Source organism: Pseudomonas sp. MN1F (assembly GCF_009391885.1).
In the GTDB taxonomy this organism is placed as follows: domain Bacteria; phylum Pseudomonadota; class Gammaproteobacteria; order Pseudomonadales; family Pseudomonadaceae; genus Aquipseudomonas.
This window is the reverse complement of record NZ_VZII01000036.1, coordinates 21443-45964: the sequence shown is the minus strand read 5'-3', so window position 1 is coordinate 45964 and position 24522 is coordinate 21443. Positions and strand designations below refer to the sequence as shown.

General features: G+C 62.3%; 23 protein-coding genes and 1 pseudogene. 13 read left to right on the top strand and 11 right to left on the bottom strand.

Annotation, left to right across the window (positions count from 1 at the left end; translation table 11 throughout):
• Positions 1–118 (top strand): annotated as a pseudogene (locus F6X59_RS17850) (transcriptional regulator); the annotation flags it as partial.
• Positions 119–225: 107 nt separating this feature from the next.
• On the top strand, positions 226–444 hold the full coding sequence (locus F6X59_RS28715; protein ID WP_256669364.1) for a PA3496 family putative envelope integrity protein: 219 nt from the start codon (positions 226–228) through the stop codon (positions 442–444).
• Here F6X59_RS28715 and F6X59_RS17845 read toward each other — a convergent pair.
• Positions 386–1333: a LysR family transcriptional regulator gene (locus tag F6X59_RS17845; protein ID WP_178120106.1), complete on the bottom strand. Its 948-nt coding sequence runs from the start codon at positions 1331–1333 to the stop codon at positions 386–388. The genes F6X59_RS28715 and F6X59_RS17845 overlap by 59 nt on opposite strands.
• A 205-nt stretch (positions 1334–1538) precedes the next feature.
• On the opposite strand from F6X59_RS17845, the gene F6X59_RS17840 reads away from it, so the two are divergent.
• Entirely contained in the window at positions 1539–2954 is a 1416-nt protein-coding gene (locus tag F6X59_RS17840) for an acetyl-CoA carboxylase biotin carboxylase subunit (protein WP_346652376.1), read from the top strand.
• 11 nt (positions 2955–2965) lie between these two features.
• Positions 2966–4774 (top strand): sodium-extruding oxaloacetate decarboxylase subunit alpha, encoded by a 1809-nt coding sequence (gene oadA, locus F6X59_RS17835; protein ID WP_152957347.1) that lies wholly within the window; start codon positions 2966–2968, stop codon positions 4772–4774.
• Between the two features lie 184 nt (positions 4775–4958).
• Here oadA and F6X59_RS17830 read toward each other — a convergent pair whose 3' ends face one another.
• Genes F6X59_RS17830 through F6X59_RS17820 form a run of 3 tightly spaced genes read right to left on the bottom strand, consistent with a single transcriptional unit; the run spans position 4959 to position 6723 of the window.
• Complete coding sequence (locus F6X59_RS17830; RefSeq protein ID WP_152957346.1) at positions 4959–5630, bottom strand: GNAT family N-acetyltransferase; 672 nt, start codon at positions 5628–5630, stop codon at positions 4959–4961.
• Positions 5631–5635: 5 nt separating this feature from the next.
• Positions 5636–6082 (bottom strand): GNAT family N-acetyltransferase, encoded by a 447-nt coding sequence (locus F6X59_RS17825; RefSeq protein WP_152957345.1) that lies wholly within the window; start codon positions 6080–6082, stop codon positions 5636–5638.
• Between the two features lie 11 nt (positions 6083–6093).
• Positions 6094–6723, bottom strand: coding sequence for an FMN-binding negative transcriptional regulator (locus F6X59_RS17820; protein WP_152957344.1), 630 nt, complete (start codon positions 6721–6723; stop codon positions 6094–6096).
• Positions 6724–6812: 89 nt separating this feature from the next.
• Between F6X59_RS17820 and F6X59_RS17815 the strand changes: the two genes are divergently transcribed.
• Complete coding sequence (locus F6X59_RS17815) at positions 6813–8342, top strand: PLP-dependent aminotransferase family protein (RefSeq protein ID WP_152957343.1); 1530 nt, start codon at positions 6813–6815, stop codon at positions 8340–8342.
• A gap of 30 nt (positions 8343–8372) precedes the next feature.
• Here F6X59_RS17815 and F6X59_RS17810 read toward each other — a convergent pair whose 3' ends face one another.
• The 4 genes from F6X59_RS17810 to aspA form a co-directional block, all read right to left on the bottom strand.
• Complete coding sequence (locus F6X59_RS17810; RefSeq protein WP_152957342.1) at positions 8373–9476, bottom strand: polyamine ABC transporter substrate-binding protein; 1104 nt, start codon at positions 9474–9476, stop codon at positions 8373–8375.
• A 2-nt stretch (positions 9477–9478) separates the two neighbouring features.
• The gene (locus tag F6X59_RS17805) at positions 9479–10519 is read right to left on the bottom strand and encodes a histone deacetylase family protein (protein ID WP_152957341.1); all 1041 of its coding nucleotides are present in this window, start codon (positions 10517–10519) and stop codon (positions 9479–9481) included.
• A 116-nt stretch (positions 10520–10635) separates the two neighbouring features.
• On the bottom strand, positions 10636–11628 hold the full coding sequence (locus F6X59_RS17800) for an AraC family transcriptional regulator (RefSeq protein WP_152957340.1): 993 nt from the start codon (positions 11626–11628) through the stop codon (positions 10636–10638).
• 183 nt (positions 11629–11811) lie between these two features.
• Positions 11812–13236, bottom strand: coding sequence for an aspartate ammonia-lyase (aspA, locus tag F6X59_RS17795; protein ID WP_027917067.1), 1425 nt, complete (start codon positions 13234–13236; stop codon positions 11812–11814).
• A gap of 182 nt (positions 13237–13418) precedes the next feature.
• Here aspA and F6X59_RS17790 point away from each other — a divergent pair, with 182 nt between their 5' ends.
• Positions 13419–14330, top strand: coding sequence for a LysR substrate-binding domain-containing protein (locus F6X59_RS17790; RefSeq protein ID WP_152957339.1), 912 nt, complete (start codon positions 13419–13421; stop codon positions 14328–14330).
• A 5-nt stretch (positions 14331–14335) separates the two neighbouring features.
• Here the strand turns inward: F6X59_RS17790 and F6X59_RS17785 are convergent, their stop codons facing one another.
• The gene (locus F6X59_RS17785; RefSeq protein ID WP_152957338.1) at positions 14336–14977 is read right to left on the bottom strand and encodes a hypothetical protein; all 642 of its coding nucleotides are present in this window, start codon (positions 14975–14977) and stop codon (positions 14336–14338) included.
• 296 nt (positions 14978–15273) lie between these two features.
• Between F6X59_RS17785 and purE the strand changes: the two genes are divergently transcribed.
• The 4 genes from purE to F6X59_RS17765 all read left to right on the top strand — a co-directional run bounded on the left by purE (position 15274) and on the right by F6X59_RS17765 (position 17784).
• The gene (gene purE / locus F6X59_RS17780) at positions 15274–15765 is read left to right on the top strand and encodes a 5-(carboxyamino)imidazole ribonucleotide mutase (RefSeq protein ID WP_152957337.1); all 492 of its coding nucleotides are present in this window, start codon (positions 15274–15276) and stop codon (positions 15763–15765) included.
• A gap of 10 nt (positions 15766–15775) precedes the next feature.
• Entirely contained in the window at positions 15776–16858 is a 1083-nt protein-coding gene (locus tag F6X59_RS17775) for a 5-(carboxyamino)imidazole ribonucleotide synthase (protein WP_152957336.1), read from the top strand.
• 97 nt (positions 16859–16955) lie between these two features.
• Positions 16956–17201: a GlsB/YeaQ/YmgE family stress response membrane protein gene (locus F6X59_RS17770; protein ID WP_152957335.1), complete on the top strand. Its 246-nt coding sequence runs from the start codon at positions 16956–16958 to the stop codon at positions 17199–17201.
• A gap of 49 nt (positions 17202–17250) precedes the next feature.
• A complete protein-coding gene (locus F6X59_RS17765; protein ID WP_178120105.1) occupies positions 17251–17784 on the top strand; it encodes a DUF3299 domain-containing protein in 534 nt (177 codons plus the stop codon).
• Between the two features lie 53 nt (positions 17785–17837).
• Here the strand turns inward: F6X59_RS17765 and F6X59_RS17760 are convergent, their stop codons facing one another.
• Both F6X59_RS17760 and F6X59_RS17755 read right to left on the bottom strand, forming a co-directional pair.
• Entirely contained in the window at positions 17838–18734 is an 897-nt protein-coding gene (locus F6X59_RS17760) for a D-hexose-6-phosphate mutarotase (protein WP_152957333.1), read from the bottom strand.
• Between the two features lie 72 nt (positions 18735–18806).
• Positions 18807–19205: an acyl-CoA thioesterase gene (locus tag F6X59_RS17755; protein WP_027917060.1), complete on the bottom strand. Its 399-nt coding sequence runs from the start codon at positions 19203–19205 to the stop codon at positions 18807–18809.
• Between the two features lie 359 nt (positions 19206–19564).
• On the opposite strand from F6X59_RS17755, the gene F6X59_RS17750 reads away from it, so the two are divergent.
• The 3 genes from F6X59_RS17750 (at position 19565) to F6X59_RS17740 (ending at position 24515) form a co-directional block, all read left to right on the top strand.
• Entirely contained in the window at positions 19565–20854 is a 1290-nt protein-coding gene (locus F6X59_RS17750; protein WP_152957332.1) for an MFS transporter, read from the top strand.
• Positions 20855–21088: 234 nt separating this feature from the next.
• Positions 21089–22087, top strand: coding sequence for a phosphate ABC transporter substrate-binding protein PstS (locus tag F6X59_RS17745; RefSeq protein ID WP_152957331.1), 999 nt, complete (start codon positions 21089–21091; stop codon positions 22085–22087).
• 139 nt (positions 22088–22226) lie between these two features.
• Entirely contained in the window at positions 22227–24515 is a 2289-nt protein-coding gene (locus F6X59_RS17740; protein ID WP_152957330.1) for an ABC transporter permease subunit, read from the top strand.
• The last annotated feature ends 7 nt before the right edge of the window (positions 24516–24522 follow it).

Sequence of the window (24522 nt, the reverse complement as noted above, 5' to 3'; positions counted from 1 at the left end):
GGCCATGGGCGTGGCCATGGCCCGTGGGCCGAGCCTGGTCAATCACCTCAAGAGCGTAAAACGCAGCTTGCGTAGCCTGCGTTTGTCGCCCAAGTCGATCAAGGCTACCGACGACTGAGGTCGCTGCAGGCTGTCAAATTTCACGGTTTTGTCACCAATCCACAGCCAAACCGTAAACCCTCAAGGCCAGTCTGAAACTCCCGCATCCTATCTGGGAGACAGGCAATGGCTCGTGACTTCGAAGGTACGTACCAACCCAGCGCCAAGGCTCGCAAGCAGCAGGAAAAGGATCAGCGCCGCATGGAGTACCGCCGCGCGATCGAGAGCTATTGCGACCAACGTCAACTGCTCCGCGACCTCGTCGACTACCCTGAGCTGCAGGCGCTCACGGTGTGGCAGGCTTCGTCGGCATCTTCCCCGAAAACCGCTCAACCAGTGCGCTGATCAGCGCACGTTCGCTGCGGATGAACGCCAAAAAGGCCAAGGCCACCGGCGATTGCCGCTTGGCTTTGGCCTGCACTACGCACCAGCTGCGGTACAGCGGTAACTCTTCCACCGGCAGCTCCCTGAGAACACCCGTGGCCAGCTCCAGGTTGACGGCATGGCGGGTCAGCAGGGCAATGCCCAGGCCGGCGATCACGCATTCGCGCTGGGCATCGGCAGAAGCGACCTCCAGCGTCTGGGTAAAGTGCACGCGCTTGTCCTTGAAGTATTCCTCGCAGGCCTTGCGCGTGCCTGAACCCTGCTCGCGGACCAGCAGGGTATGAGGCTCCAGGTCCTGCAGGCGCAGTTGTTCGAGCTTGCACAGCGGGTGTTCCGGTGGGGCCACGGCAATGATCGGGTTGTTGAGAAACGGCAGAAACTCCAGGCCCATGTCCTGCGGCACCATCGACATGATGATCAGGTCGTCGCGGTTATCGGAAAGCCGGCGGATTGCCTGGGCGCGGTTGACCACCGTGAGGGTCAGGTTGACCTCCGGGTGACGCTGCTTGAAGGCGGCGAACAGGTGTGGCACGAAGTACTTGGCGCTGGACTCGATCGCCAGTTTCAGTTGCCCCTGCAGTGAGCCCTGCATGTCCGACAGCTGCATGTCGAGGCTTTCCAGGCGCCCGAAGATGTCGCGGCTGGCCCGTTGCAGTGCTTCGGCGGCTTCGGTCAGGTAGAGCTTCTTGCCGACGTACTCGAACAGCGGCTGGCCGACCAGCTCTTCGAGCTGGCGGATCTGTAGACTAACGGCGGGTTGCGTCAGTGCCATCTCCTCGGCCGCGCGGCTGTACGAGCGCAAATCGCACACCTCGTTGAAGATCTGCAATTGACGTAATGTCATACGCATCAAGGACTTACGCATTTTTATCGGCTCTTCGGCAATACCTTGTTACCGAACTATAAGCTTTTGCTAATACAGGCCCTAACAAATATTGATTTTTGTTTATCGACCTTCAGCGCTAGGGTGAATGTGCGACTGGCCAGCAACCTCTGGTCACGCGCCGACCGGTACAACCGGATCGTCTGTTCCTACGGGCTTTGGGAAGAATCCAGTGATAAAAAAAATCCTGATCGCCAACCGGGGTGAAATCGCAGTTCGGATCGTGCGTGCCTGCGCCGAAATGGGCATTCGCTCTGTCGCGATCTATTCCGATGCCGACCGTCACGCCTTGCACGTCAAGCGCGCCGACGAGGCTCACAGCATTGGTGCCGAGCCACTGGCCGGTTACCTGAACCCGCGCAAGCTGGTCAACCTTGCTGTGGAAACCGGCTGTGATGCCCTGCACCCGGGTTACGGTTTCCTTTCGGAAAACGCCGAACTGGCAGAGATCTGCGCCGAACGCGGGATCAAGTTCATCGGCCCGGCCGCCGACGTCATCCGCCGCATGGGCGACAAGACCGAAGCGCGTCGCACCATGATCCAGGCCGGTGTGCCGGTCACTCCCGGTACCGAAGGCAACGTCGCCGATATTCATGAAGCCCTGAGCGAAGGCGAGCGTATCGGTTATCCGGTGATGCTCAAGGCCACTTCCGGTGGTGGCGGCCGGGGTATCCGCCGCTGCAACAGCCGTGAAGAGCTGGAACAGAACTTCCCACGGGTAATCTCCGAAGCCACCAAAGCCTTCGGCTCGGCTGAAGTGTTCCTGGAAAAGTGCATCGTCAACCCCAAGCACATCGAGGCGCAGATCCTCGGTGACAGCTTCGGCAACGTCGTGCACCTGTTCGAGCGTGACTGCTCGATCCAGCGCCGCAACCAGAAGCTCATCGAAATCGCCCCGAGCCCACAGCTTACCCCGGAGCAGCGCGCCTACATTGGCGACCTGGCGGTGCGTGCGGCCAAGGCGGTGAACTACGAGAACGCCGGTACCGTGGAGTTCCTGCTCGCCGATGGCGAGGTGTACTTCATGGAGATGAACACCCGGGTGCAGGTGGAACACACCATCACCGAGGAAATCACCGGTATCGACATCGTCCGCGAGCAGATCCGCATCGCGTCGGGCCTGCCGCTGTCGGTGAAACAGGAAGATATCCAGCACCGTGGCTACGCGTTGCAGTTCCGTATCAACGCCGAAGACCCGAAGAACAACTTCCTGCCCAGCTTCGGCAAGATCACCCGTTACTACGCCCCCGGCGGCCCAGGCGTGCGTACTGACACGGCGATCTACACCGGTTACACCATTCCGCCGTTCTACGACTCCATGTGCCTGAAGCTGGTGGTCTGGGCGTTGACCTGGGAAGAAGCCATGGATCGCGGCCTGCGGGCCCTGGATGACATGCGCGTGCAAGGGGTGAAGACCACGGCCGCGTACTACCAGGAAATCCTGCGCAATCCGGAATTCCGTAGCGGCCAGTTCAATACCAGCTTCGTCGAAAGCCACCCGGAACTGACCAACTACTCGATCAAGCGCAAACCCGAAGAGCTGGCCCTGGCCATCGCCGCCGCCATCGCCGCCCACGCAGGCCTGTGAGGAAACCCATAATGTCCAAGAAAATTCACGTAACCGACACGATCCTGCGCGACGCCCACCAGTCCCTGCTGGCTACCCGCATGCGTACCGAAGACATGCTGCCGATCTGCGAAAAGCTCGACAAGGTCGGCTACTGGTCGCTGGAAGTCTGGGGTGGCGCCACCTTCGACGCCTGCGTGCGCTTCCTCAAGGAAGACCCGTGGGAGCGCCTGCGCAAACTGCGTGCGGCGCTGCCCAACACCCGTCTGCAAATGCTGCTGCGCGGCCAGAACCTGCTGGGCTACCGCCACTACAGCGACGACGTGGTCAAGGCCTTCGTCGCCAAGGCTGCGGTCAACGGCATCGACGTGTTCCGCATCTTCGACGCCATGAACGACGTGCGTAACCTGCGTGTCGCCATCGAAGCGGTGAAGGCTGCCGGCAAGCACGCCCAAGGCACCATCGCCTACACCGTCAGCCCCGTGCACACCATCGACGCCTTCGTCGCCCAGGCCAAGCAAATGGAAGCCATGGGATGCGACTCGGTTGCGATCAAGGACATGGCCGGCCTGCTGACGCCGTTCGCTACCGGTGAGCTGGTGCGGGCGCTGAAGGCCGAGCAGTCGCTACCGGTGTTCATCCATTCTCACGACACCGCCGGCCTGGCCGCCATGTGCCAGCTCAAGGCCGTGGAAAACGGTGCCGACCACATCGACACCGCGATCTCCAGCTTCGCCTGGGGTACCAGCCACCCAGGTACCGAGTCGATGGTCGCCGCGCTCAAGGGCAGCGAGTTTGACACCGGCCTGGACCTGGAACTGCTGCAGGAAATCGGCTTGTACTTCTACGCCGTGCGCAAGAAGTACCACCAGTTCGAGAGCGAGTTCACCGCCGTGGACACCCGCGTGCAGGTCAACCAGGTCCCGGGCGGGATGATTTCCAACCTGGCCAACCAGCTCAAGGAGCAGGGCGCGCTGAGCCGCATGAACGAAGTGCTGGCAGAAATCCCGCGTGTACGTGAGGACCTCGGCTTCCCGCCGCTGGTGACGCCTACCTCGCAGATCGTCGGTACCCAGGCGTTCTTCAACGTGCTGGCCGGTGAGCGCTACAAGACCATCACCAACGAGGTGAAGCTGTACCTGCAAGGCGGTTACGGCAAGGCGCCGGGCGTGATCAACGAGCAGTTGCGCCGCCAGGCGATCGGTAACGAAGAAGTGATCGACGTACGCCCGGCCGACCTGCTCAAACCAGAGATGGCCAAGTTGCGTGGCGACATCGGTGCCCTGGCCCGTTGCGAAGAAGACGTGCTGACCTTCGCCATGTTCCCGGACATTGGCCGCAAGTTCCTCGAGGAACGTGAAGCCGGCACCCTGACCCCAGAAGCCCTGCTGCCGATTCCTGAAGCCGGTGCAGTGGCCTCCCACAGTGGCGAGGGTGTACCGACCGAGTTCGTCATCGACGTGCACGGCGAAACCTACCGTGTCGACATCACCGGTGTCGGCGTCAAGGCCGAAGGCAAGCGTCACTTCTACCTGTCGATCGACGGCATGCCGGAAGAAGTGGTGTTCGAGCCACTCAACGAGTTTGTCGGCGGTGGCGGCAGCAAACGCAAGCAGGCCAGTGCACCGGGCCATGTCAGCACCACCATGCCCGGCAACATCGTCGATGTGCTGGTCAAGGAAGGTGACGTGGTCAAGGCCGGCCAGGCCGTGCTGATCACCGAGGCGATGAAGATGGAGACCGAAGTGCAGGCGGCCATCGCCGGCAAGGTCGTGGCCATCCACGTGGCCAAGGGCGATCGCGTGACGCCAGGCGAGATCCTGATCGAGATCGAAGGTTGAGATAAGCCTTCATCTACAAGCGGTTTACCTCTGGGGAGCGGGTGCTCCCCTTTTTTTGTGCTGGATTTACCGGCCCTTTCGCGGGCAAGCCCGCTCCCACTGGTACCGCGCACAGCTTGAGAGCAGCGCAGTACCTGTGGGAGCGGGCTTGCCCGCGAAGAGGCCGGCTGCCTCGATAAATCTCTCAGCTTTTGCGGCAGGCCTCCAGAGTCTCTACCTGGCCCTCCGGCTGTTGGTTCGCCTCACTCAACCACCGCTCAAACCCCGCTGCCACCTGCGGCCACTCATCATCGGTAATCGAGTACCACGCCGTATCGCGGTTGTGGTCCTTCACCACCAGGTGCTTGCGGAACACCCCTTCGAAAACGAAGCCGAACCGCTCCGCTGCACGCTTGGAGCGGGCGTTGGCGTTGTTGCACTTCCACTCCAGCCTCCGGTTGCCCAGCTCGAAGCTCAATTTGCCCAGCAAGTAGACGGCCTCGGTGCTCTTGGGCGTGCGCTGCATGGGGGCGCCGAAGGCGACGTGGCCGATCTCGATACGGCCATGGTCGGGCACGATCGACATCAGGCTGAGCACGCCCTGGGCCTGGCCGCTGGCCCGGTCGATCACGGTGTAATACAGCGGGTCGTGGCCGGCGGCGTTACCTTGCAGCCAGCGGTCGAAGGCAGCACGCTCGGTGAACGGGCCGTAGGGCAGGTAGGCCCACAGCTGTGGGTCGGAATCGGGCCCTTGCAGGGCGGCCCAGAGGTCGTCGCCGTGACGCGCCGGGTCGAGTTTCTCCAGGCGGATGAAGCGGCCGTCGATGGGCTCGGCCTTGGGCGCTGCGGCGGGTTTCCAGTTCAGTGCGTCAGTCATGTGGCCTACAACCCTTTGCGGAATTGGATGAAGCCCGGGCGCTCGGCAACCTGTTCGTACAGGCTGATGGCGGTGGCATTGGTTTCATGGGTCAGCCAGTGCACCTTGATGCAGCCAGCGGCCTTGGCCGTGGCGTACACGTGCTCGATCAGCTGGCGGCCGATGCCCAGGCCGCGCTGGCTGCTGTCGACGTAGAGGTCCTGCAGGTAGCAGGCGTTCTCGATGCTCCAGTTGGAACGATGGTAGATGAAGTTGACCATGCCCACGGCCTTGCCATCGACCCAGGCCAGGGTCGAATGGGTCGGTTCGTTCGGGTCGAGCAGCCGTTGCCAGGTGCTGAGGCTTACCGCTTCGGTCAGTTCGGTCTGGTAGAAGCGCAGGTAGGCTTGCCACAGGGCGAGCCAGGCGGCGTGGTCTTGAGCGCCGACAGGGCGCAGGGTAACGCTGGGCATGGGCTTTTCCTTCAGAGTTGGCGCATGTGCGCCGCAAGTTGATTGTCCTGGTAATCCGGGCTGGCACCCAGGCCTTCGCGCACGCCGGCGATATCCTCGGCCGAGCGGTTCTGGCTGAGCTTGCGCGCGCCTTGCAGGCGGGCAATCGGCAGGCGAATGCCGACGATGGCGCGGAGCATGCCATCGAGGTAGTCGGTGGGGGCGTCGGCGACTTTCCAGGGTGCGCTGCGGCCCTGTTCGTGACGGTCGGTCAGGCGGCTGACAATCTGCAGCAGCGGCGCGGCTTCGTGGATCACTTCGGCAGTGCCGTAAGCATGCACGGCAAGGTAGTTCCAGGTCGGCACCACCTTGGGGTTTTCGGCCTTGCTCGGGTAATAGCTGGGGCTTACGTAGGCGTCGGCACCTGGGAACACCAGTAGTGCTTCGGCGCCTTGCTCCAGGTCCTGCCACTGGCGGTTAGCTCGCGCCAGGTGGGCGTAGACGGTGCCGAAGCCGCCCTCGTCGGTGTCGAGCAACACTGGCAGGTGCGTGGCCAGCAGGCCCTGTTCGCCGTGGCTGACCAACACCGCCAGGCGGGTGTCGCGCATGTGCTGGTGCAAGCGCTCAAGGTCATGTTCCTGATGGGGTTTGCTGTTGTACATGCGCGGGTCCTTGTCGAATGGCTCCATCCTAGGCAGGCTATTGGTTCTGCGTAAGAGCCATTAATGGCTGTTTTGATAGGTCCAATGCCATGAGTGAACGTCCCCTCGTATTGCCTTTCGATCCTGCCGGTATCGTTCTCGATCGCCGTCGCGGGCTCAGCCATCAGCTTTACCAGGCCTTGCGTGCACGGGTGCTGGATGGCCGCCTGAGCAGCGGTACCCGGTTGCCGGCCACGCGTGACCTGGCGAGGGTGCTGGCGCTGTCACGCAACAGCGTGGTACGTGCCTATGACCAGTTGTATGCCGAGGGCTACATCGAAAGCCGGGTAGGGGATGGCACTTATGTAAATCGCCTGCCAAAACTATCCACACAACTATCCACAGGGTTATCCCTAGGGTTACCAACAGACTTATCCACATTTTGCCTCAGTGATACTGAAGATTTATCCAGCAACCAGCTTTCCAGTGAGCCGTTGGAGCGGCTGAAAAATAACCACCTTCCACCGCCAAAAAGCGGCGCGCCCAGGGCATTTCGCGTCGGAATTCCGGCGTTCGATTTGTTCCCGTTTGACGTGTGGGCCAAGCTGCAGGCGGGTTTCTGGCGTAATCCGTCCCCTGCGAAGCTGGGTTATGGCGACCCCGCAGGTGAACCGATACTTCGCGAGCTGATAGCCGCCTACTTGCGCCGTTCGCGCGGCCTCTCCTGTGCGGCTGAACAAATTGTGATCACCAGTGGTGCGCAACAGGCCATCAGCCTTTGTGCACAGTTGCTGTTGCAACCGGGCGACGGCGTGGCTGTGGAAAACCCGGGATATCGAGCCGCCGGGCATACCTTCGCCGTGGCCGGCGCCAAGGTGACCGGTGTGCCGGTGGACGAGGATGGCCTGGATTGCCAGCGCCTGGAGCAGCTGGCGGGTTGTCGGCTAGCTTATGTCACCCCGGCGCACCAGTACCCGACCGGCGTGACCATGAGCCTGCCCCGGCGCCTGGCCTTGCTGGCCTGGGCCGAGCGCAACGATGGCTGGATCATCGAGGATGACTACGACGGCGAGTACCGCTACAGCGGCGCGCCCTTGACCCCGCTGGCAACGCTCGACCGCCAGGGGCGGGTGTTGTATGTCGGCACTTTCGGCAAGATCGCCTTCCCGGCGTTGCGCCTGGGCTATCTGGTGCTGCCGCCACGGCTGGTGCAGGCGTTCAGCCAGGGCCGGGCACTGGCGGTGCGGCATTCCGAGGTGGGCACCCAGTGCGTGATGGCCGAATTCATGGCTCAAGGGCATTTCCAGCGGCACATCCGACGCATGCGCAAGGCGGCGCTGAGCCGGCGCAATGTGCTCAAGGCCGGATGGCCGGTGGATGTGCCCGGGCTTGGTGCGATGCCTGAGGTGGCGGCCGGGCTGCATGTGAAGGTGGATGTGGATAACGTTGCGCGGGAGCAGGCGTTGGTGGCAACGGCTGAGGCGGTGGGTGTGGAGGTGAACCCGTTGAGCAGTTACTGGCTGGAAGAGAGCGAGGTGCCTGTGGATAAGCGGGCAGGGCTGGTGCTGGGGTTTGCGGCGGTGCCTGAAGGGGAGATTGCCGAATCCTTGATGCGTTTGCGCAAAGCCTGGAGAAAGTGAATGGGGCTGCAAAGCAGCCCCTGCTCTACATCAGGTTCCGGATTTGATCCGCGTCCAGGCCCGAGTCCGCGCCCGTTCGGCCTCACGCGTCAACGGTTTCAGGGTGTACAGCTTGGCCATTGCCTCGGCCGTCGGGTACAGGTTCGGGTTGTTGCGAATCGCCGGGCTGACCTTGTCGGTGGCATCCTTGTTCGGGTTCGGATAGCCGACAAAATCACTGATCGGCGCGATCACCTCAGGCCGCAGCAGGTAGTTGATGAACGCGTGGGCATCCTCCGGGTTCGCCGCATTCTTCGGGATTGCCAGCATGTCGAACCAGATCGGTGCACCTTCCTTGGGCAGGCGCATGTCCACCACCACACCATTCTTCGCTTCCTTCGCGCGGTTGGCGGCTTGCGAGAAGCTGCCGCTGTAGCCCACCGCCACGCAGATATCACCGTTGGCGATGTCGGCCATGTACTTCGAGGAATGGAAGTAGGTGATAGACGGGCGGATCTTCAGCAACAGCGCTTCGGCCTTCTTGTAGTCGTCCGGCTTGTCACTGTTGGGTGGCAAGCCCAGGTACTGCAGGGCCAGCGGCAAGATCTCCGACGGCGAGTCGAGCAGCGCGACGCCACACTGTTTCAGCTTGGCGATGTTCTCTTCCTTGAAGATCAGGTCCCAGCTGTCGACCGGGGCCTGGTCACCGAGCACGGCCTTGACCTTGTCCGGGTTGAAGCCGATCAGGATGGTGCCATACATGTACGGCACGGCGAACTTGTTGCCCGGGTCGTTGGCTTCGATCAGCTTCATCAGCGCCGGGTCCAGGTGTTGCCAGTTGGGCAGCTTGCTGCGGTCCAGCGGCTGGAATACCCCGGCTTCGATCTGCTTGGCGAGGAACACGTTGGACGGTACGACCACGTCGTAGCCGGAGTTGCCGGTGAGCAGCTTGGCCTCGAGCGCTTCATTGGTGTCGAAGATGTCGTAGATCAGCTTGGTGCCACTGTCCTTCTGGAAGTCGCTCAAGGTCTGCGGGGTGATGTAATCGAACCAGTTAAACACACGCAGGGTGCGCTGCTCGGCTTGAGCGTGCAGGGCACCGGTGAACAGGGTGGCAGCGATGAACGGGGCGAGCAGACGCTTGAGTCGGACCATGATCAGGCTCCTGGCTGGGCGCGCTGGAAGCCTTCCAGCACATTGACTGCGTTGATACCGATTTCTTCCACAGCGTAGCCACCCTCCATCACGAACAGGGTGGGCTTGCCGAGCTGGGCAATGCGCTTGCCCATTTCCAGATAGTCCGGACTGTCCAGCTTGAACTGCGAGATCGGATCGTCCTTGAAGGTGTCTACGCCCAGAGAGACCACCAGCACGTCGGCATCATAGGCAGCAATGCGTTGGCAGGCGTCTTCCAGTGCAGCGCTCCAGGCCGCCCAGTCACTGCCGGCGGGCAGCGGGTAGTTGATGTTGCAGCCAACGCCTGCGCCTTCACCGGTTTCGTCGGCATAGCCGAGGAAGAACGGGAATTCATCTTGTGGATCGCCATGAATCGAGGCGAAGAACACATCGTTGCGCTGGTAGAAGATGTCCTGGGTGCCGTTGCCGTGGTGGTAGTCGACGTCGAGGATGGCCACCTTGGCGCGGCCCTGGTCGAGGAAGGCCTGGGCGGCGATCGCGGCATTGTTCAGGTAACAATAGCCACCCATGACCTCTGCGGCGGAGTGGTGCCCTGGTGGGCGGCACAGGGCGAAGGCCGAGTGAGCGCCTTGCTGGATGGCAGCCTGGGCGGTCAGGGCGACCTGCGCAGCGCTGTAGGCAGCCTGCCAGGTGCCCGCGGTAATCGGCGCGCCGGCGTCGAAACTGTAGTAGCCCAGTTCGCCATGCAGGCCGGTTGGCTTGACCTGGCGCAGGGTGCGCGCCGGCCAGGTGAAGGGCAGCAGGTCGCCGTCGTGACCGAGCGCGGCCCAGCGTGCCCAGGCACCTTGGAAGAAGTCGAGATAGTCGGCGCTGTGGATGCGCTGCAACGGCGCACGGCCGAAATCGGTTGGGCCCTGGACGTCGCCCAGGTTGCGCTTTTTCACTTGTTCAAGGACGTGGTCGGCGCGGGAGGGCATTTCGAAGCAAGGCATCAGCTTGCCGTCGATCAGCTCGCAGCGGCCATGGTGCAGGCGGTGATCATCGGAATAGATCGTCAGCATTTGTTGTTCTCCGGGTTACTGGCGTGGGCCCATTTTTAACGGGAGACCCGGTGGCGGAGAACGACGCAAACGGCCAAAAGGGGATCGATGTGGCCAAGCTCATTGGCCACTGCAAGTCAGCCGCGGAAGTGGCTGGGTGCGACACCGCTCCAACGCTGGAATGCATGGCGGAAACTCGCGGTCTCGCTGAACCCCAGGGTCTCGGCAATCTGGTAGATCGGCATCTGCTCATCGGCCAGCAACTGCTTGGCGCGATCGAAGCGCAGTTCATCGAGCAGTTGTTGATAACTGCAGCCCAGTGCCTGCAGATGCCGGCGCAAGGTGCGCGAGGAACAGTTCATCTGCCGCGCCAGCCCCTCCAGGCCCGGTGCCGCATCCAGTTGTTGCAGCAAGAGCTGGCGGATCCGCCCAAGCCAGGCCTGGCGCCCGGTGAACTCCAGGTTCAGCCGCCGGCAGCGCTCGCTCATGGCCTTGTGGGTGATCGGGTCGGCCAGCGGCAATGGCATGTCCAGCCAGCGCCGTTCGAAGGCAAAGGCGTTGTCCTCGGCGTCGAAAGCCAGTGGGCACTGGAAGGCGCCGGTGTACAGGTTGTGGTAGCCGGGCCGGGTGTGCTCGAAGCGGGCGCCGAGCAGCGGCAGCGTGCGGCCGAGCAGGTCATCGCAGATCACTTTCAGCGACACCAGGCAGAACTCGGCATTGAAGGCGGCGAGGGCAGGGCTGTCATGGTATTCGCTGGCGCTGAACCAGACGCGCTGGCCATCGTCGACCAGGCGCAGCTTGAAGACTGTTCCCAGCAGTGCCGGATAGTGCAGCGCCAGGCGCAGAGCGTCACCCAAAGTGGCACTGGAGAGCAGGGCGTAACCGAGCATGCCGTAGCACGACACATGCATGCGCCGGCCCAGTTCCAGGCCGATCTCCTCGCGCCGGGCCACGGCATTGGCGCATACCTGCAACTCTTGCTGGGTGGTGATGCGTGCATCGCTATGGCCCAGGTCGGCCGGGCCTATGCCGCTGCCGGCGAGCAACGTCGTCGCCTCGCAGCCTTCTTCCTGGAACAGGTTGAGGATCAGCGAAACCGCGTTGAGGGTGGTCAGGTGGCTGTGCAGCATGCTCGGTCATCCCGTGGGCCTGGGAGGCATTATGGAGCAAGTTGTGTGCCTATACCGGCACGGCATGACTGGCGCGGCATTCATGAGGCGAAAAAAAAAGGCCCGAAGCGTGCGCTCGGGCCTTTGAAAGGTTGAGAGGTGTCTAGTCCCTCGACCTGGTGAGACTGTTTGCAGCGGCCTGAGTTACGCCTTCAGCGGAACCAGACGTGGAGCGATCATGTTTTCCGGACGCAGGATGTCGTCGAGCATCGCGTCGTCCAGCAGCTTCTCTTCACGCACCAGTTCCAGTACGCCGCGGCCGGTTTCCAGGGCAACGCGGGCGATACGGGTGGCGTTTTCGTAGCCGATGTACGGGTTCAGGGCGGTGACCAGGCCGATCGAGTGCTCGACCAGTTCACGGCAGCGCTGTTCGTTGGCGGTGATACCGACAATGCAGTGCTCGCGCAGCATGTCCATGGCGCGCTGGAGCAGGCGGATCGAGTCGAAGATCTTGTAGGCGATCAGCGGCTCCATCACGTTCAACTGCAGCTGGCCACCTTCGGCGGCGACGGTCAGGGCCAGGTCGTTGCCCATGATGGCGAAGGCCACTTGGTTGACGGCTTCCGGGATAACCGGGTTGACCTTGCCTGGCATGATCGAGCTGCCTGGCTGACGCGCTGGCAGGTTGATCTCGTTGATGCCAGTGCGTGGGCCGCTGGACAGCAGGCGCAGGTCGTTGCAGATCTTCGACAGCTTGACCGCGGTACGCTTGAGCATGCCGGAGAACAGCACGAAGGCGCCCATGTCGGAAGTGGCTTCGATCAGGTCGGCAGCCGGTACCAGCGGCTGGCCGCTGATGGTCGCCAGGCGCTGAACGGCCAGGGCCTGGTAGCCCGGGTCGGCGTTGATGCCGGTACCGATGGCGGTACCGCCCAGGTTGATTTCGGTCAGCAGTTCCGGAGCCAGCGAGCGCAGGCGCTGCAGGTCTTCGGTCATGGTGGTGGCGAAGGCGCGGAATTCCTGGCCCAGGGTCATCGGCACGGCGTCCTGCAGCTGGGTACGGCCCATCTTCAGTACGTGGTCGAATTCCTTGCCTTTGGCAGCGAAGGCCTGGATCAGGCTGTCGAGGCTGGCCAGCAGGGCGTCGTGGCCCAGCAGCAGGCCCAGGCGGATAGCGGTCGGGTAGGCGTCGTTGGTCGACTGCGCCATGTTCACGTCGTTGTTCGGGTGCAGGTACTGGTACTCACCCTTCTGGTGGCCCATGGCCTCCAGCGCCACGTTGGCGATGACTTCGTTCGCGTTCATGTTGGTGGAAGTACCGGCACCACCCTGGATCATGTCCACCACGAACTGGTCGTGGTAATCGCCTTTGATCAGGCGGGCGCAGGCTGCACTGATGGCAGCGTGCTTGGCATCGCTCAGGTGACCCAGCTCACGGTTGGCGTCGGCAGCAGCCTGCTTGACCATGGCCAAGGCCACGACCAGCTTCGGGTAGTGCGACAGCGGAACACCGGAGAGATGGAAGTTGTTGGCAGCGCGCAGGGTCTGGATGCCGTAGTAGGCATCGGCAGGGACTTCAAGGGTACCAAGCAGATCTTTTTCGACGCGGAACGATGCAGCGGAGGACATGATGGATATCATCTCGATTTTGACCCGGCACATGCCGGAATGGCGCCAATCCTAGGCCTGAACGAGATTTTGCGGCCAATGCTGTTGCACGCTAACCTATGCACAAACGGCATAGTGTTTCATGTGACGCCAATTGACATTCGAGCGTGTTCCATTTTGGTGCACGCCGGGAGATCTGCTTCATGAACCTCGAAAGCAAGTGGCTGGAGGACTTCAGTGCCCTGGCCTCCACCCGCAGTTTTTCCCAGGCGGCCGAGCGACGCTTCGTTACTCAGCCGGCCTTTAGTCGGCGTATACGCAGCCTGGAAGCGGCGCTCGGGCTGACCTTGGTGAATCGTTCCCGCACGCCGATAGAGCTGACTGAGGCCGGGCAGCTGTTTCTCGTCACTGCGCGTACCGTTGTCGACCAGTTGAGCGAAGTTCTCCGCCATTTGCATCACCTCGAAGGTGGTCAGGGTGAGGTGATCCAGGTGTCTGCCGCGCACTCCCTGGCATCGGGCTTTTTCCCGCGCTGGGTGGCGCAGTTGCGCAACGATGGTTTGAACATCGCCACCCGCCTGGTTGCGACTAACGTCGGAGACGCGGTGCATGCATTAAGGGAAGGGGGGTGTGACCTGATGCTGGCGTTCTATGACCCCGACGCTGCCCTGCAGATGGATGCCGAGATCTTCCCGTCGCTGCACATGGGCACCACTGAAATGCTTCCGGTGTGCGCAGTGGATGCCGAGGGCAAGCCGCTGTTCGACCTTGAAGCCGACAGCAGCGTGCCGTTGTTGGCCTACAGTGCTGGTGCCTTCCTGGGGCGCTCGGTGAACCTGCTGCTGCGTCAACGCAACCTGCGCTACACCACCGTTTACGAAACTGCCATGGCTGACAGTCTCAAGAGCATGGCGCTGGAAGGCATGGGCGTCGCCTGGGTGCCCCGTCTGTCCATGCGTGGTGAGCTGGAACGCGGGGAACTGGCGATCTGCGGCGGGAACCAGTGGCACGTGCCACTGGAAATCCGGCTGTATCGTTGCGCACTGGTGCGCAAGGCCAACGTGCGCCTGTTGTGGCGCAAGCTGGAATCGGCTGCAGCGCAAGGCGAGGCTTGATAGCGTCAGCGTGAATGGCTCAGCAGGTGCGCCTTGATGTTTTCGCGGTTGGCGTCGCTGTAGCGGTAGCAATTCGCTCGGTCCCAGGCTCGTTCGGGGTATACGTAGGTTTCGCATTTGAGGGGCCAGATTTTTATCTGCTTTTCAGCATCCTCATGGGTTGCCCCGAGCATATGGCCGATCTCATGTGCAGGGTTGGCGTAGGTGGTGCGTGAGGCGATTGCAAAGCTGCCGCCAAGCATCGCCAAGCCTTGGATAACCTTGCCACTGTCCAACGCTTCGTATTCATTTTCGGTGACCAGAAGCGATTTATTGATACCCCGTGGGTAATGGCTGAATGTTTTGTCAGCCACTGCATGATGGAAGGCGTCAAGTGTGGCCCAGGCACTGTTGCTGGCTGCGTAGTTGATGTCGGTGATACCTGCGATGTTGCGGTGGAAGATTACCTCGATGGGATGCGTGGCAAATGCGTGCATCTCGTCTTCCCAATGCTTGAAGTAGTCGTTGTGCATTGCTTGCTCGCTGATGGAAGACAGCTCATCGTGCAGATAAATGTGGATGTTAAGGGGCTCTCTGGCCATCGCAGCCGGCAAGTGCAGGGTGCACGACAGCGTCAGTAATGTGGCAAGTCGCCTGATGTACGGCATGGTTTAGTCCTTTTCGTTTGCAGTGTTTGCGCGATGCTCGGATGGAATCGCAAAGCTCGGAATTTGGAAGGACTTGCACTGGCGTATCAGGGTGGAAAAACTTGTCCCGCGAGACAGCTTGCCCTTTGATCCGACATGTGCTTATGGGGGTGGGCGGCCAGCCCAGAAATACGCTACAATCCCGCGCCTTCGGCCGACCCGGTCGATTCAGAATCCGTATGACAAGCCACGCCGGTCCACCTGCGTGGCTTGTTGCTTTTAGCGCGCCAGAAGGCGCTTGCAGGAGAGGCTCGACGATGAGTGCACTGGTTGGCGTGATCATGGGCTCCAAGTCCGATTGGTCCACCCTTAGCCACACCGCCGATATGCTGGAAAAACTCGGCATTCCCTACGAAGTGAAGGTGGTTTCCGCCCACCGCACCCCGGACTTGCTGTTCCAGTACGCCGAAGAGGCCGAAGGGCGTGGCATCGAGGTGATCATTGCCGGTGCCGGTGGCGCTGCCCACCTGCCAGGCATGTGTGCCGCCAAGACCCACCTGCCGGTGCTGGGTGTGCCGGTGCAGTCGTCGATGCTGTCGGGCGTCGACTCGCTGCTGTCGATCGTGCAGATGCCTGCTGGTGTGCCGGTTGCCACCCTGGCCATTGGCCGTGCTGGCGCTGTCAACGCCGCGCTGCTGTCGGCAAGCATCCTCGGCGCCAAGCACCCGCAGTACCACGCGGCGCTCAAGCAGTTCCGCACGGAGCAGACCGACACCGTGCTGGACAATCCAGACCCGCGTCAGGCTTGAGGCTGAACCCATGAAGATCGGTGTAATCGGTGGCGGCCAACTGGGCCGCATGCTGGCCCTCGCGGGCACCCCGCTGGGCATGAACTTCGCCTTCCTCGACCCGGCGCCAGACGCCTGTGCCGCCGCGCTGGGCGAGCACCTGCGTGCTGACTATGGCGACCAGGACCACCTGCGCCAGCTGGCCGACGAAGTCGACCTGGTGACCTTCGAATTCGAAAGCGTCCCGGCCGAGACCGTGGCTTTCCTGTCGCAGTTCGTCCCGGTCTACCCAAGCGCTGAGGCCCTGCGTATCGCCCGCGACCGTCTGTTCGAGAAGAGCATGTTCCGCGACCTGGGCATCCCGACCCCAGCCTTCGCCGACATCCTCTCGCAGGTAGACCTCGACGCGGCGGTCGCCAGCATCGGCCTGCCGGCTGTGCTGAAGACCCGCACCCTGGGCTACGACGGCAAGGGCCAGAAGGTTTTGCGCACGCCTGAAGACGTGGTGGGCACCTTCGCCGAACTGGGCAGCGTGCCATGCCTGCTGGAAGGCTTCGTGCCGTTCACTGGCGAAGTATCGCTGGTGGCCGTGCGTGCCCGCGATGGCGAAACCCGCTTCTACCCACTGGTGCACAACACCCATGAGAGCGGCATCCTGAAACTCTCGGTGGCCAGCCAAGCGCACCCGTTGCAGGGCCTGGCCGAAGACTATGTCGGCCGTGTGCTCAAGCAACTGGACTATGTCGGCGTGATGGCCTTCGAATTCTTCGAGGTCGACGGTGGCCTGAAGGCCAACGAGATCGCCCCGCGTGTGCACAACTCCGGGCACTGGACCATCGAAGGCGCCGAGTGCAGCCAGTTCGAGAACCACCTGCGCGCCGTGGCCGGCCTGCCGCTGGGCTCGACTGCCAAGGTCGGTGAGAGCGCCATGCTCAACTTCATCGGTGAAGTGCCGGCGGTGGACAAGGTCGTGGCCATCGACGGCTGCCACCTGCACCACTACGGCAAGGCCTTCAAGGCCGGGCGCAAGGTCGGCCACGCCACCCTGCGCTGCCAGGACATGGTCGGCCTGAAGGCCAAGATTGCCGAAGTAGAAGCGCTGATCAGCAACTGATCGAACTTCTGCTCGGGGTCTGCCCTCTGAAAATGGCAACAAGCCAAAGCGCTGTCTAGGCTTTGGCTTGTTCCATCTTCACTTCAGAGGGATTGCCATGGGCATCATTGGAACCATCTTCATCGGCCTCATCGTTGGCTTGCTGGCCCGCTTCCTCAAGCCGGGCGACGACAGCATGGGCTGGATCATGACCATTCTGCTGGGTATCGCCGGCTCCCTGCTTGCCACCTATGGCGGCCAGGCACTGGGGATCTACCAGGCGGGCCAGGCTGCAGGATTCATCGGTGCACTGTTGGGTGCGATCATCCTTCTGGTGATCTACGGGTTCATCAAGAAACGCTGAATACTGGTTAGAATGCCCGGCAATTCATCCCGAGTTGCCGAGCATTTTCATGCGTGCCTTTTTTCTCATTCCGTTGCTTCTGGCCAGCACCCTGGCCCATGCCGAACTGCCCGAAACCGACTGGCTGGAGCTGATGCCCAAGTCGGACCAGAAGGCCCTCGAAGCGATGCCCGAAATCGACCACAACTCACCGGAAGCCAATGGCACCTTCACTGCCAAGGGCGGCCTCAAGCAGAGCAAGGGCCTGCCGGCGGTGATGTATTCGACCAAGACTGTGGCCGCCATGAACGGCAAGGACATCCGCCTGGGCGGCTACCCGGTGCCGCTGGAAAGCGATGCCAAGGGCAACAGTACCTTGTTCTTCCTCGTGCCTTACCCGGGCGCGTGCATCCACGTGCCGCCGCCGCCGCCCAACCAGCTGGTGCTGGTGCGGTATCCGAAGGGTTTGAAGATCGACGACATCTACACACCGCTTTGGGTCAGCGGCAAGCTGAAGGTGGAGAAGGTCAGCAATGACCTGGCCGATGCGGCCTATGCGCTGGATGCGGGGAAGGTGAGGGTGGTGGAAGACGCCGACCTCTGATCGCCTGTACCGGCTTCTTCGCGGGCTTGCCCGCGAAGAAGCTGATGCAGGAATCAGATCTCAGCGCTGCCAATTGTGACCTGCAGCGATCGGCTGGCCCCAGGCTTGAGCTCCACCACATCGTCCCAGACATTCGCCGTCTCGATGCACAGCATCCGCTGCCAGCCGTCATCGGCCATGTCTGCCAGCTCCTTGGCCCGCTCGGTCCAAGGGTTCCAGATCACCGCCGAGCGCGATCCGTTGCTGGTCAAGGTGATCCGCCGTTGCCAGTGCGGGTCGACGATGCTCAACTTCTGCGGCGTATCCAGGTAGATCCGGTCGGTTTCCCCGGCAAAGCCCAGTTCACCCTGCTGCTGGCGCTGTTGCCAGTCGGCCAGGGTCTCGATGTACTGCAGCCCCTCGACCCCTTCGACCCGCGCCTGGCGGACGTCGCTGACGGCGAAGTAGCTGTGCAGGGCCTGGCTGATGGTCACGGGGCTGTTGCCCATGTTGCGGCTGTTCAGGGACACGGTGAGCGTGTCGCCGAGCACGATCTGCAGCTTCAGTTCGACATCATGCGGCCAGCCCGGCAGTTCGCCCTGGGCCTCTGGCAGCTGGAATTCGATGTGCAACTCATCGCCTTTTTCTTCGACGCCCAGCAATTGCCAGTCACGCGTGCGCGCCAAGCCATGGGCGGGGGCCTGTTCGCCACGGTACATGGCCTGCACTGCTGCAGGATTGCGCTGCAAGTTGCCAAACCACGGCCAGCACACCGGCACACCGGCTCGCACCGATTTGCCCTGGCGGAAGATGGCCTGGTCGCTCAGCCACAGCAGCGGTGGCTCGCCAACACGCTGGTAGCTGAGGATCTGCGCGCCCTGCTGGGCGATCAGTAGTTCGGCGCGGTCGCTGCTGATACGCCAGCAGTTGAGTTCGCCGTGTTGCTCGGATTCGACCTTGAAGGTAGCCATTGCGCTCGTCTCATTGATTGCCTGTGGGCCCTTGGACCCGGTGACGTGCAATGAGTTTACCGCTCGCGAGGCTCAGCGACGAGGCACCGAGCGGGTTCGGCCACTGCCATCGATGGCGACGAACACGAAGGTCGCTTCAGTGACCTTGCGCCATTCGCTGGACAGCGGATCATCACTCCACACCTCGACCATCATGCGGATCGAGCTGCGGCCGATTTCCAGGGTCTGGGTATAGAACGACAGTTGTGCGCCCACGGCCACCGGCACGAGGAATGCCATGCGGTCGATGGATACCGTGGCCACCCGGCCGCCGGCGACGCGGCTGGCCATGGCGGTGCCGGCCAGGTCCATCTGCGCGACCAGCCAGCCGCCGAAGATGTCGCCGAAGCCATTGGTTTCGCGCGGTAGCGCGGTGATTTGCAAGGCCAGGTCGCCTTGCGGGATAGGATCTTCTTGTTCGAGCTCAATCATGCGATGGGGCCTCTGACCCGTGACGCTTTCGTTGGTGTGGCGCAAGGCCGGGAAAACGATTCAGCTGACAACATACTACGCCGATTCCGTTTCGCTGGGCGGCCATAGGGAAACTCTGCGAAACCGTCTGACATCATGACCGGCGTTTTCGCACAACTTCCCAAGGTTAAAGCAACCTTTTCCTACGAACGGCCAGTATATATAGCCAATCGCCGGGCGACGACCGCACATTCACGAATATCTGTATCGATTTTGTATCGCTTTCAGCGCAGCTCGGCAATTTGCTATCTTCGCTCCTCGCCCCAATCCAGAAGCCGCGTGCCAAGCGGCCTGCATGACCTACAAGAGAACAACGAGCGATGACCTCCGTGCCGAGCAGTATCGAGCAGCCCTCGCGGCCGCTGACCCGCAGTGACTACAAGACCCTCTCACTGTCCGCCCTGGGCGGAGCCCTGGAGTTCTACGACTTCATTATCTTCGTGTTCTTCGCCACGGTGGTCGGCAAGCTGTTCTTCCCCGCCGACATGCCCGAATGGCTACGCCTGATGCAGACCTTCGGCATCTTCGCCGCCGGCTACCTGGCGCGGCCGCTGGGAGGCATCGTCATGGCCCACTTCGGCGACCTGCTTGGGCGCAAGAAGATGTTCACCCTGAGCATCTTCATGATGGCCCTGCCGACCCTGATCATGGGCCTGCTGCCGACTTATGCACAGGTCGGCCTGTGGGCGCCGATCCTGTTGCTGCTGATGCGGGTGATTCAGGGCGCGGCAATCGGTGGCGAGGTGCCGGGCGCTTGGGTGTTCGTCTCTGAGCACGTGCCGGCGCGCAACACGGGCTACGCCTGCGGCACCCTGACTGCCGGCCTGACGGCGGGCATCCTGCTCGGCTCGCTGGTGGCGACCCTGATCAACACCCTCTACAACGCCGAAGAAGTGGCCGACTACGCCTGGCGTATCCCGTTCCTGCTCGGCGGTGTGTTCGGCCTGTTCTCGGTGTACCTGCGCCGCTGGCTGCATGAAACCCCGGTGTTCGCCGAGATGCAGCAGCGCAAGGCGCTGGCCGAAGAGCTGCCGCTGCGCGCGGTGCTGCGTGACCACCGTGGCCCGATCATCCTGTCGATGCTGCTGACCTGGATGCTGTCTGCCGGCATCGTGGTGGTGATCCTGATGACCCCGGCATTGCTGCAGAGCATCTACCACGTCAGCCCCACCGATTCGCTCAAGGCCAACAGCCTGGCGATCGTGCTGCTCAGCTTCGGCTGCATCGTTGCCGGCAGCCTGGCCGACCGCTTTGGCGCGGGCCGGGTGTTCGTGATTGGCAGCCTATTGCTGCTGGCCAGCTCCTGGACCTTCTACCACAGCCTGCCAACCCACCCTGAGCTGCTGTTCCCGCTGTATGCGGTGACCGGCCTGTGCGTGGGGGTGATCGGCGCGGTGCCGTATGTGATGGTCAAGGCGTTCCCGGCGGTTGTGCGCTTTAGCGGGTTGTCGTTCTCCTACAATGTCGCCTACGCCATCTTCGGTGGCCTGACGCCGATGGTGGTGACGGCGCTGCTCAAGGTCAGCCCGATGGCACCGGCCTACTATGTGGCTGGCTTGTGCGCCGTCGGTCTGGTCGTGGGCCTGTATCTGCTCGCCAACAAGCGCTGATCTGCGCCAAGGCAACTGGCCTCTTCGCGGCTGAAGCCGCTCCTGCAGGTACGGTGTAGGCCCTGAGGCCTGTGCAAAACCTGAGGGGGCGGCTTCAGTCGAGAAGAGGCCAGACCTCTTTTCGTGATGGCCTTTCATCCATTTGTCACAATTGAGTCATATCGTATTCATGCGGCCTGCAGATACTTGGCCCCGTTCCATCCAACACCCCAATATTCCTGCTAGGAGCAAGGCATGAAACTGAAGCGTTTGATGGCGGCCCTCACCTTTGCCGCCGCTGGCGTTGCCACCGCCAACGCGGTAGCCGCTGTCGACCCTGCGATCCCGACCTACACCAAGACCACCGGTGTTTCGGGCAACCTCTCCAGCGTCGGTTCCGACACCCTCGCGAACCTGATGACTCTGTGGGCCGAGGCCTACAAGAAGGAATATCCGAACGTAAACATCCAGATTCAGGCTGCCGGCTCCTCCACCGCGCCACCCGCGCTGACCGAAGGTACCGCCAACCTCGGCCCGATGAGCCGCAAGATGAAGGACGTCGAGCTGCAGGCCTTCGAGCAGAAGTACGGCTACAAGCCGACCGCCATCCCGGTCGCCGTCGACGCCCTGGCCGTGTTCGTGCACAAGGACAACCCGATCAAAGGCCTGACCATGGCTCAGGTCGATGCCATTTTCTCGTCCACCCGCCTGTGCGGCGCCAAAGCCGACGTCAAGACCTGGGGCGACCTGGGCGTGACTGGCGACTTGGCCAACAAGCCGGTGCAGCTGTTCGGTCGCAACTCGGTATCGGGTACCTACGGCTACTTCAAGGAAGAAGCCCTGTGCAAAGGCGACTTCAAGCCTAGCGTCAACGAACAGCCTGGCTCGGCTTCGGTCGTGCAGTCGATCAGCTCCTCGCTGAACGGCATCGGCTATTCGGGCATCGGCTACAAGACTGCCAGCGTCAAGACCGTGGCCTTGGCCAAGAAAGAAGGCGGCGAGTTCGTTGAAGACAACGAAACCAACGCCCTGAACGGCACCTACCCGCTGTCGCGCTTCCTGTACGTCTACGTCAACAAGGCGCCGAACAAGCCGCTGGCCCCGCTGGAAGCCGAGTTCGTCAAGCTGGTCCTGTCGCAGGCTGGCCAGCAGATCGTGGTGAAGGATGGTTACATCCCGCTGCCGGCCAAAGTGGTCGACAAGGCACTGGCTGACCTGGGCCTGTCCCACGCCGGTAACGTTGCAAAGAAGTAAGTAATTGAGGATGAGGCCGGTGCTGATGCCCGGCCTCTTCCACGACTTTCCAGTCCGGTGCCAGGGTTCCTGAGCGGCGGGCTTTTTTGCGTCAACTCACTGTCATGTTTTTGTCATACGGGACCGCTAGGGTGTGCGCATGAATGATCTGGCCAATTCCACAATGACCCCAAATTCCCCGCCCGTGCGGATTGACTTCAATACGCCCGAGTTGCAACGCAAGCGCCGCATGCGCGCCCTCAAGGATCGCCTGACCCGCTGGTATGTACTGGTGGGCGGGCTTGCCGTATTGGCAGCCATCACGCTGATCTTCTTTTATCTGGCTTATGTGGTGCTGCCACTGTTCCAGGGCGCCGAGCTGACCAGCAAGAAGGCCCTGGAGCCAACCTGGCTGCAACAGGATGCCGGCAAGCCACTGATGATCGCCCTTGAAGAGCAGAACCTGGTCGGCATGCGCGTTTCGGACAAGGGTCAGGCCATTTTCTTCGACACCAAGAGCGGTAACGCGCTCAGCCGCGTCGACCTGCCATTGCCGGCAGGTACCCAGGTCGCTTCGATCGGCGCTGACCAGCCGGGCAGCCCGCTGGTCGTGCTCGGTCTGTCCAATGGTCAGGCACTGGTGTTCCACCACACCTACAAGATCACCTACCCGGACAACAAGAAGACCATCACCCCAGCCATCGACTACCCGTACGGCCAGGCGCCGTTCGTGCTCGACGACCAAGGCCGTGCGCTGGAGCACGTGAGCGTCAACGTCAATGGCGACACCCTGGTGCTGGCCGGCTCCACGGGTGCGCACCTGCAGGTGGTCGAGCTGTCGCGCAGCGAAAACATGCTGACCGGCGAGACCAGCACCGAGCAGAACCGCATCGAATTGCCGCAGATGACCGAAGTGGTGAAGAACATCTTCATCGACCCGCGTCAGCAGTGGTTGTACGTGATCAACGGTCGCGCCACCGCCGATGTCTTCAGCCTGCGCGACAAGAGCCTCAATGGCCGCTACAAGCTGGCCGAAAGCGCCGACACCGAAATCACCGCCACCGCCCAGCTGGTGGGTGGCATCTCGCTGATCATCGGCGATTCCAAGGGCGGCCTGGCCCAGTGGTTCATGGCCCGCGACCCGGATGGCGAGCAGCGCTTCAAGCAGATCCGTACCTTCCAGTTGGGCAAGGCGCCGATCGCCCAGATCGATGCCGAAGAGCGTCGCAAGGGCTTCATCGCCCTGGATACCGACGGCAAGCTCGGCGTGTTCCACAGCACCGCGCACCGCACCCTGCTGGTCGAGCAGGCTGCCGAAGGTGCAGGCATCCTGGCCCTTTCGCCGCGTGCCAACCGCATCATCATCGAAGAAGGCGGCAAGCTGCTGCCGCTGAGCCTGCGCAACCCGCACCCGGAAATTTCCTTCAGCGCGCTGTGGGGCAAGGTCTGGTACGAGAACTATGACGAGCCCAAGTACGTCTGGCAGTCGACCGCCTCGAACACCGACTTCGAACCCAAGCTGAGCCTGTCGCCGCTGACCTTCGGTACCCTCAAGGCCGCGTTCTACGCGATGATCCTGGCCGCCCCGCTGGCCATTGCCGCCGCCATCTACACCGCCTACTTCATGGCCCCGGGCATGCGCCGCAAGGTCAAGCCGGTGATCGAGCTGATGGAAGCGATGCCGACGGTGATCCTCGGCTTTTTCGCCGGCCTGTTCCTCGCACCGTACCTGGAAGGCCACCTGCCGGGCGTGTTCAGCCTGTTCCTGATCATGCCCCTCGGCATCCTGCTGGCAGGCTTTAGCTGGAGCCGCCTGCCGGAGTCGATCCGCCTGCGCATCCCGGATGGCTGGGAAGCGGCAATCCTGATCCCGGTGATCCTGGTGATCGGCTGGTTCGCCCTGTCGGTCAGCCCGTACCTCGAAAGCTGGTTCTTCGGTGGTGACATGCGCCTGTGGATCGAGCACACGCTCGGCCTGCGCTATGACCAGCGCAACGCCCTGGTGGTCGGTATCGCCATGGGCTTCGCGGTCATCCCGAACATCTACTCGATCGCCGAAGACGCCGTGTTCAGCGTGCCGCGCAGCTTGACCCTGGGCTCCCTGGCCCTGGGTGCGACGCCATGGCAGACCCTGACCCGCGTGGTCATCCTCACCGCCAGCCCGGGCATCTTCTCGGCGCTGATGATCGGCATGGGCCGTGCGGTGGGCGAGACCATGATCGTGCTGATGGCCACCGGCAACACCCCGGTGATGGAACTGAACCTGTTCGAAGGCATGCGCACCCTGGCCGCCAACGTGGCGGTGGAAATGCCTGAATCGGAAGTTGGCGGCAGCCACTATCGTGTGCTGTTCCTCGCCGCTCTCGTGCTGCTGATGTTCACCTTCATCATGAACACCTTGGCCGAGCTGATTCGCCAGCGTCTGCGCAAGAAATACTCGTCGCTTTGATAGAAAG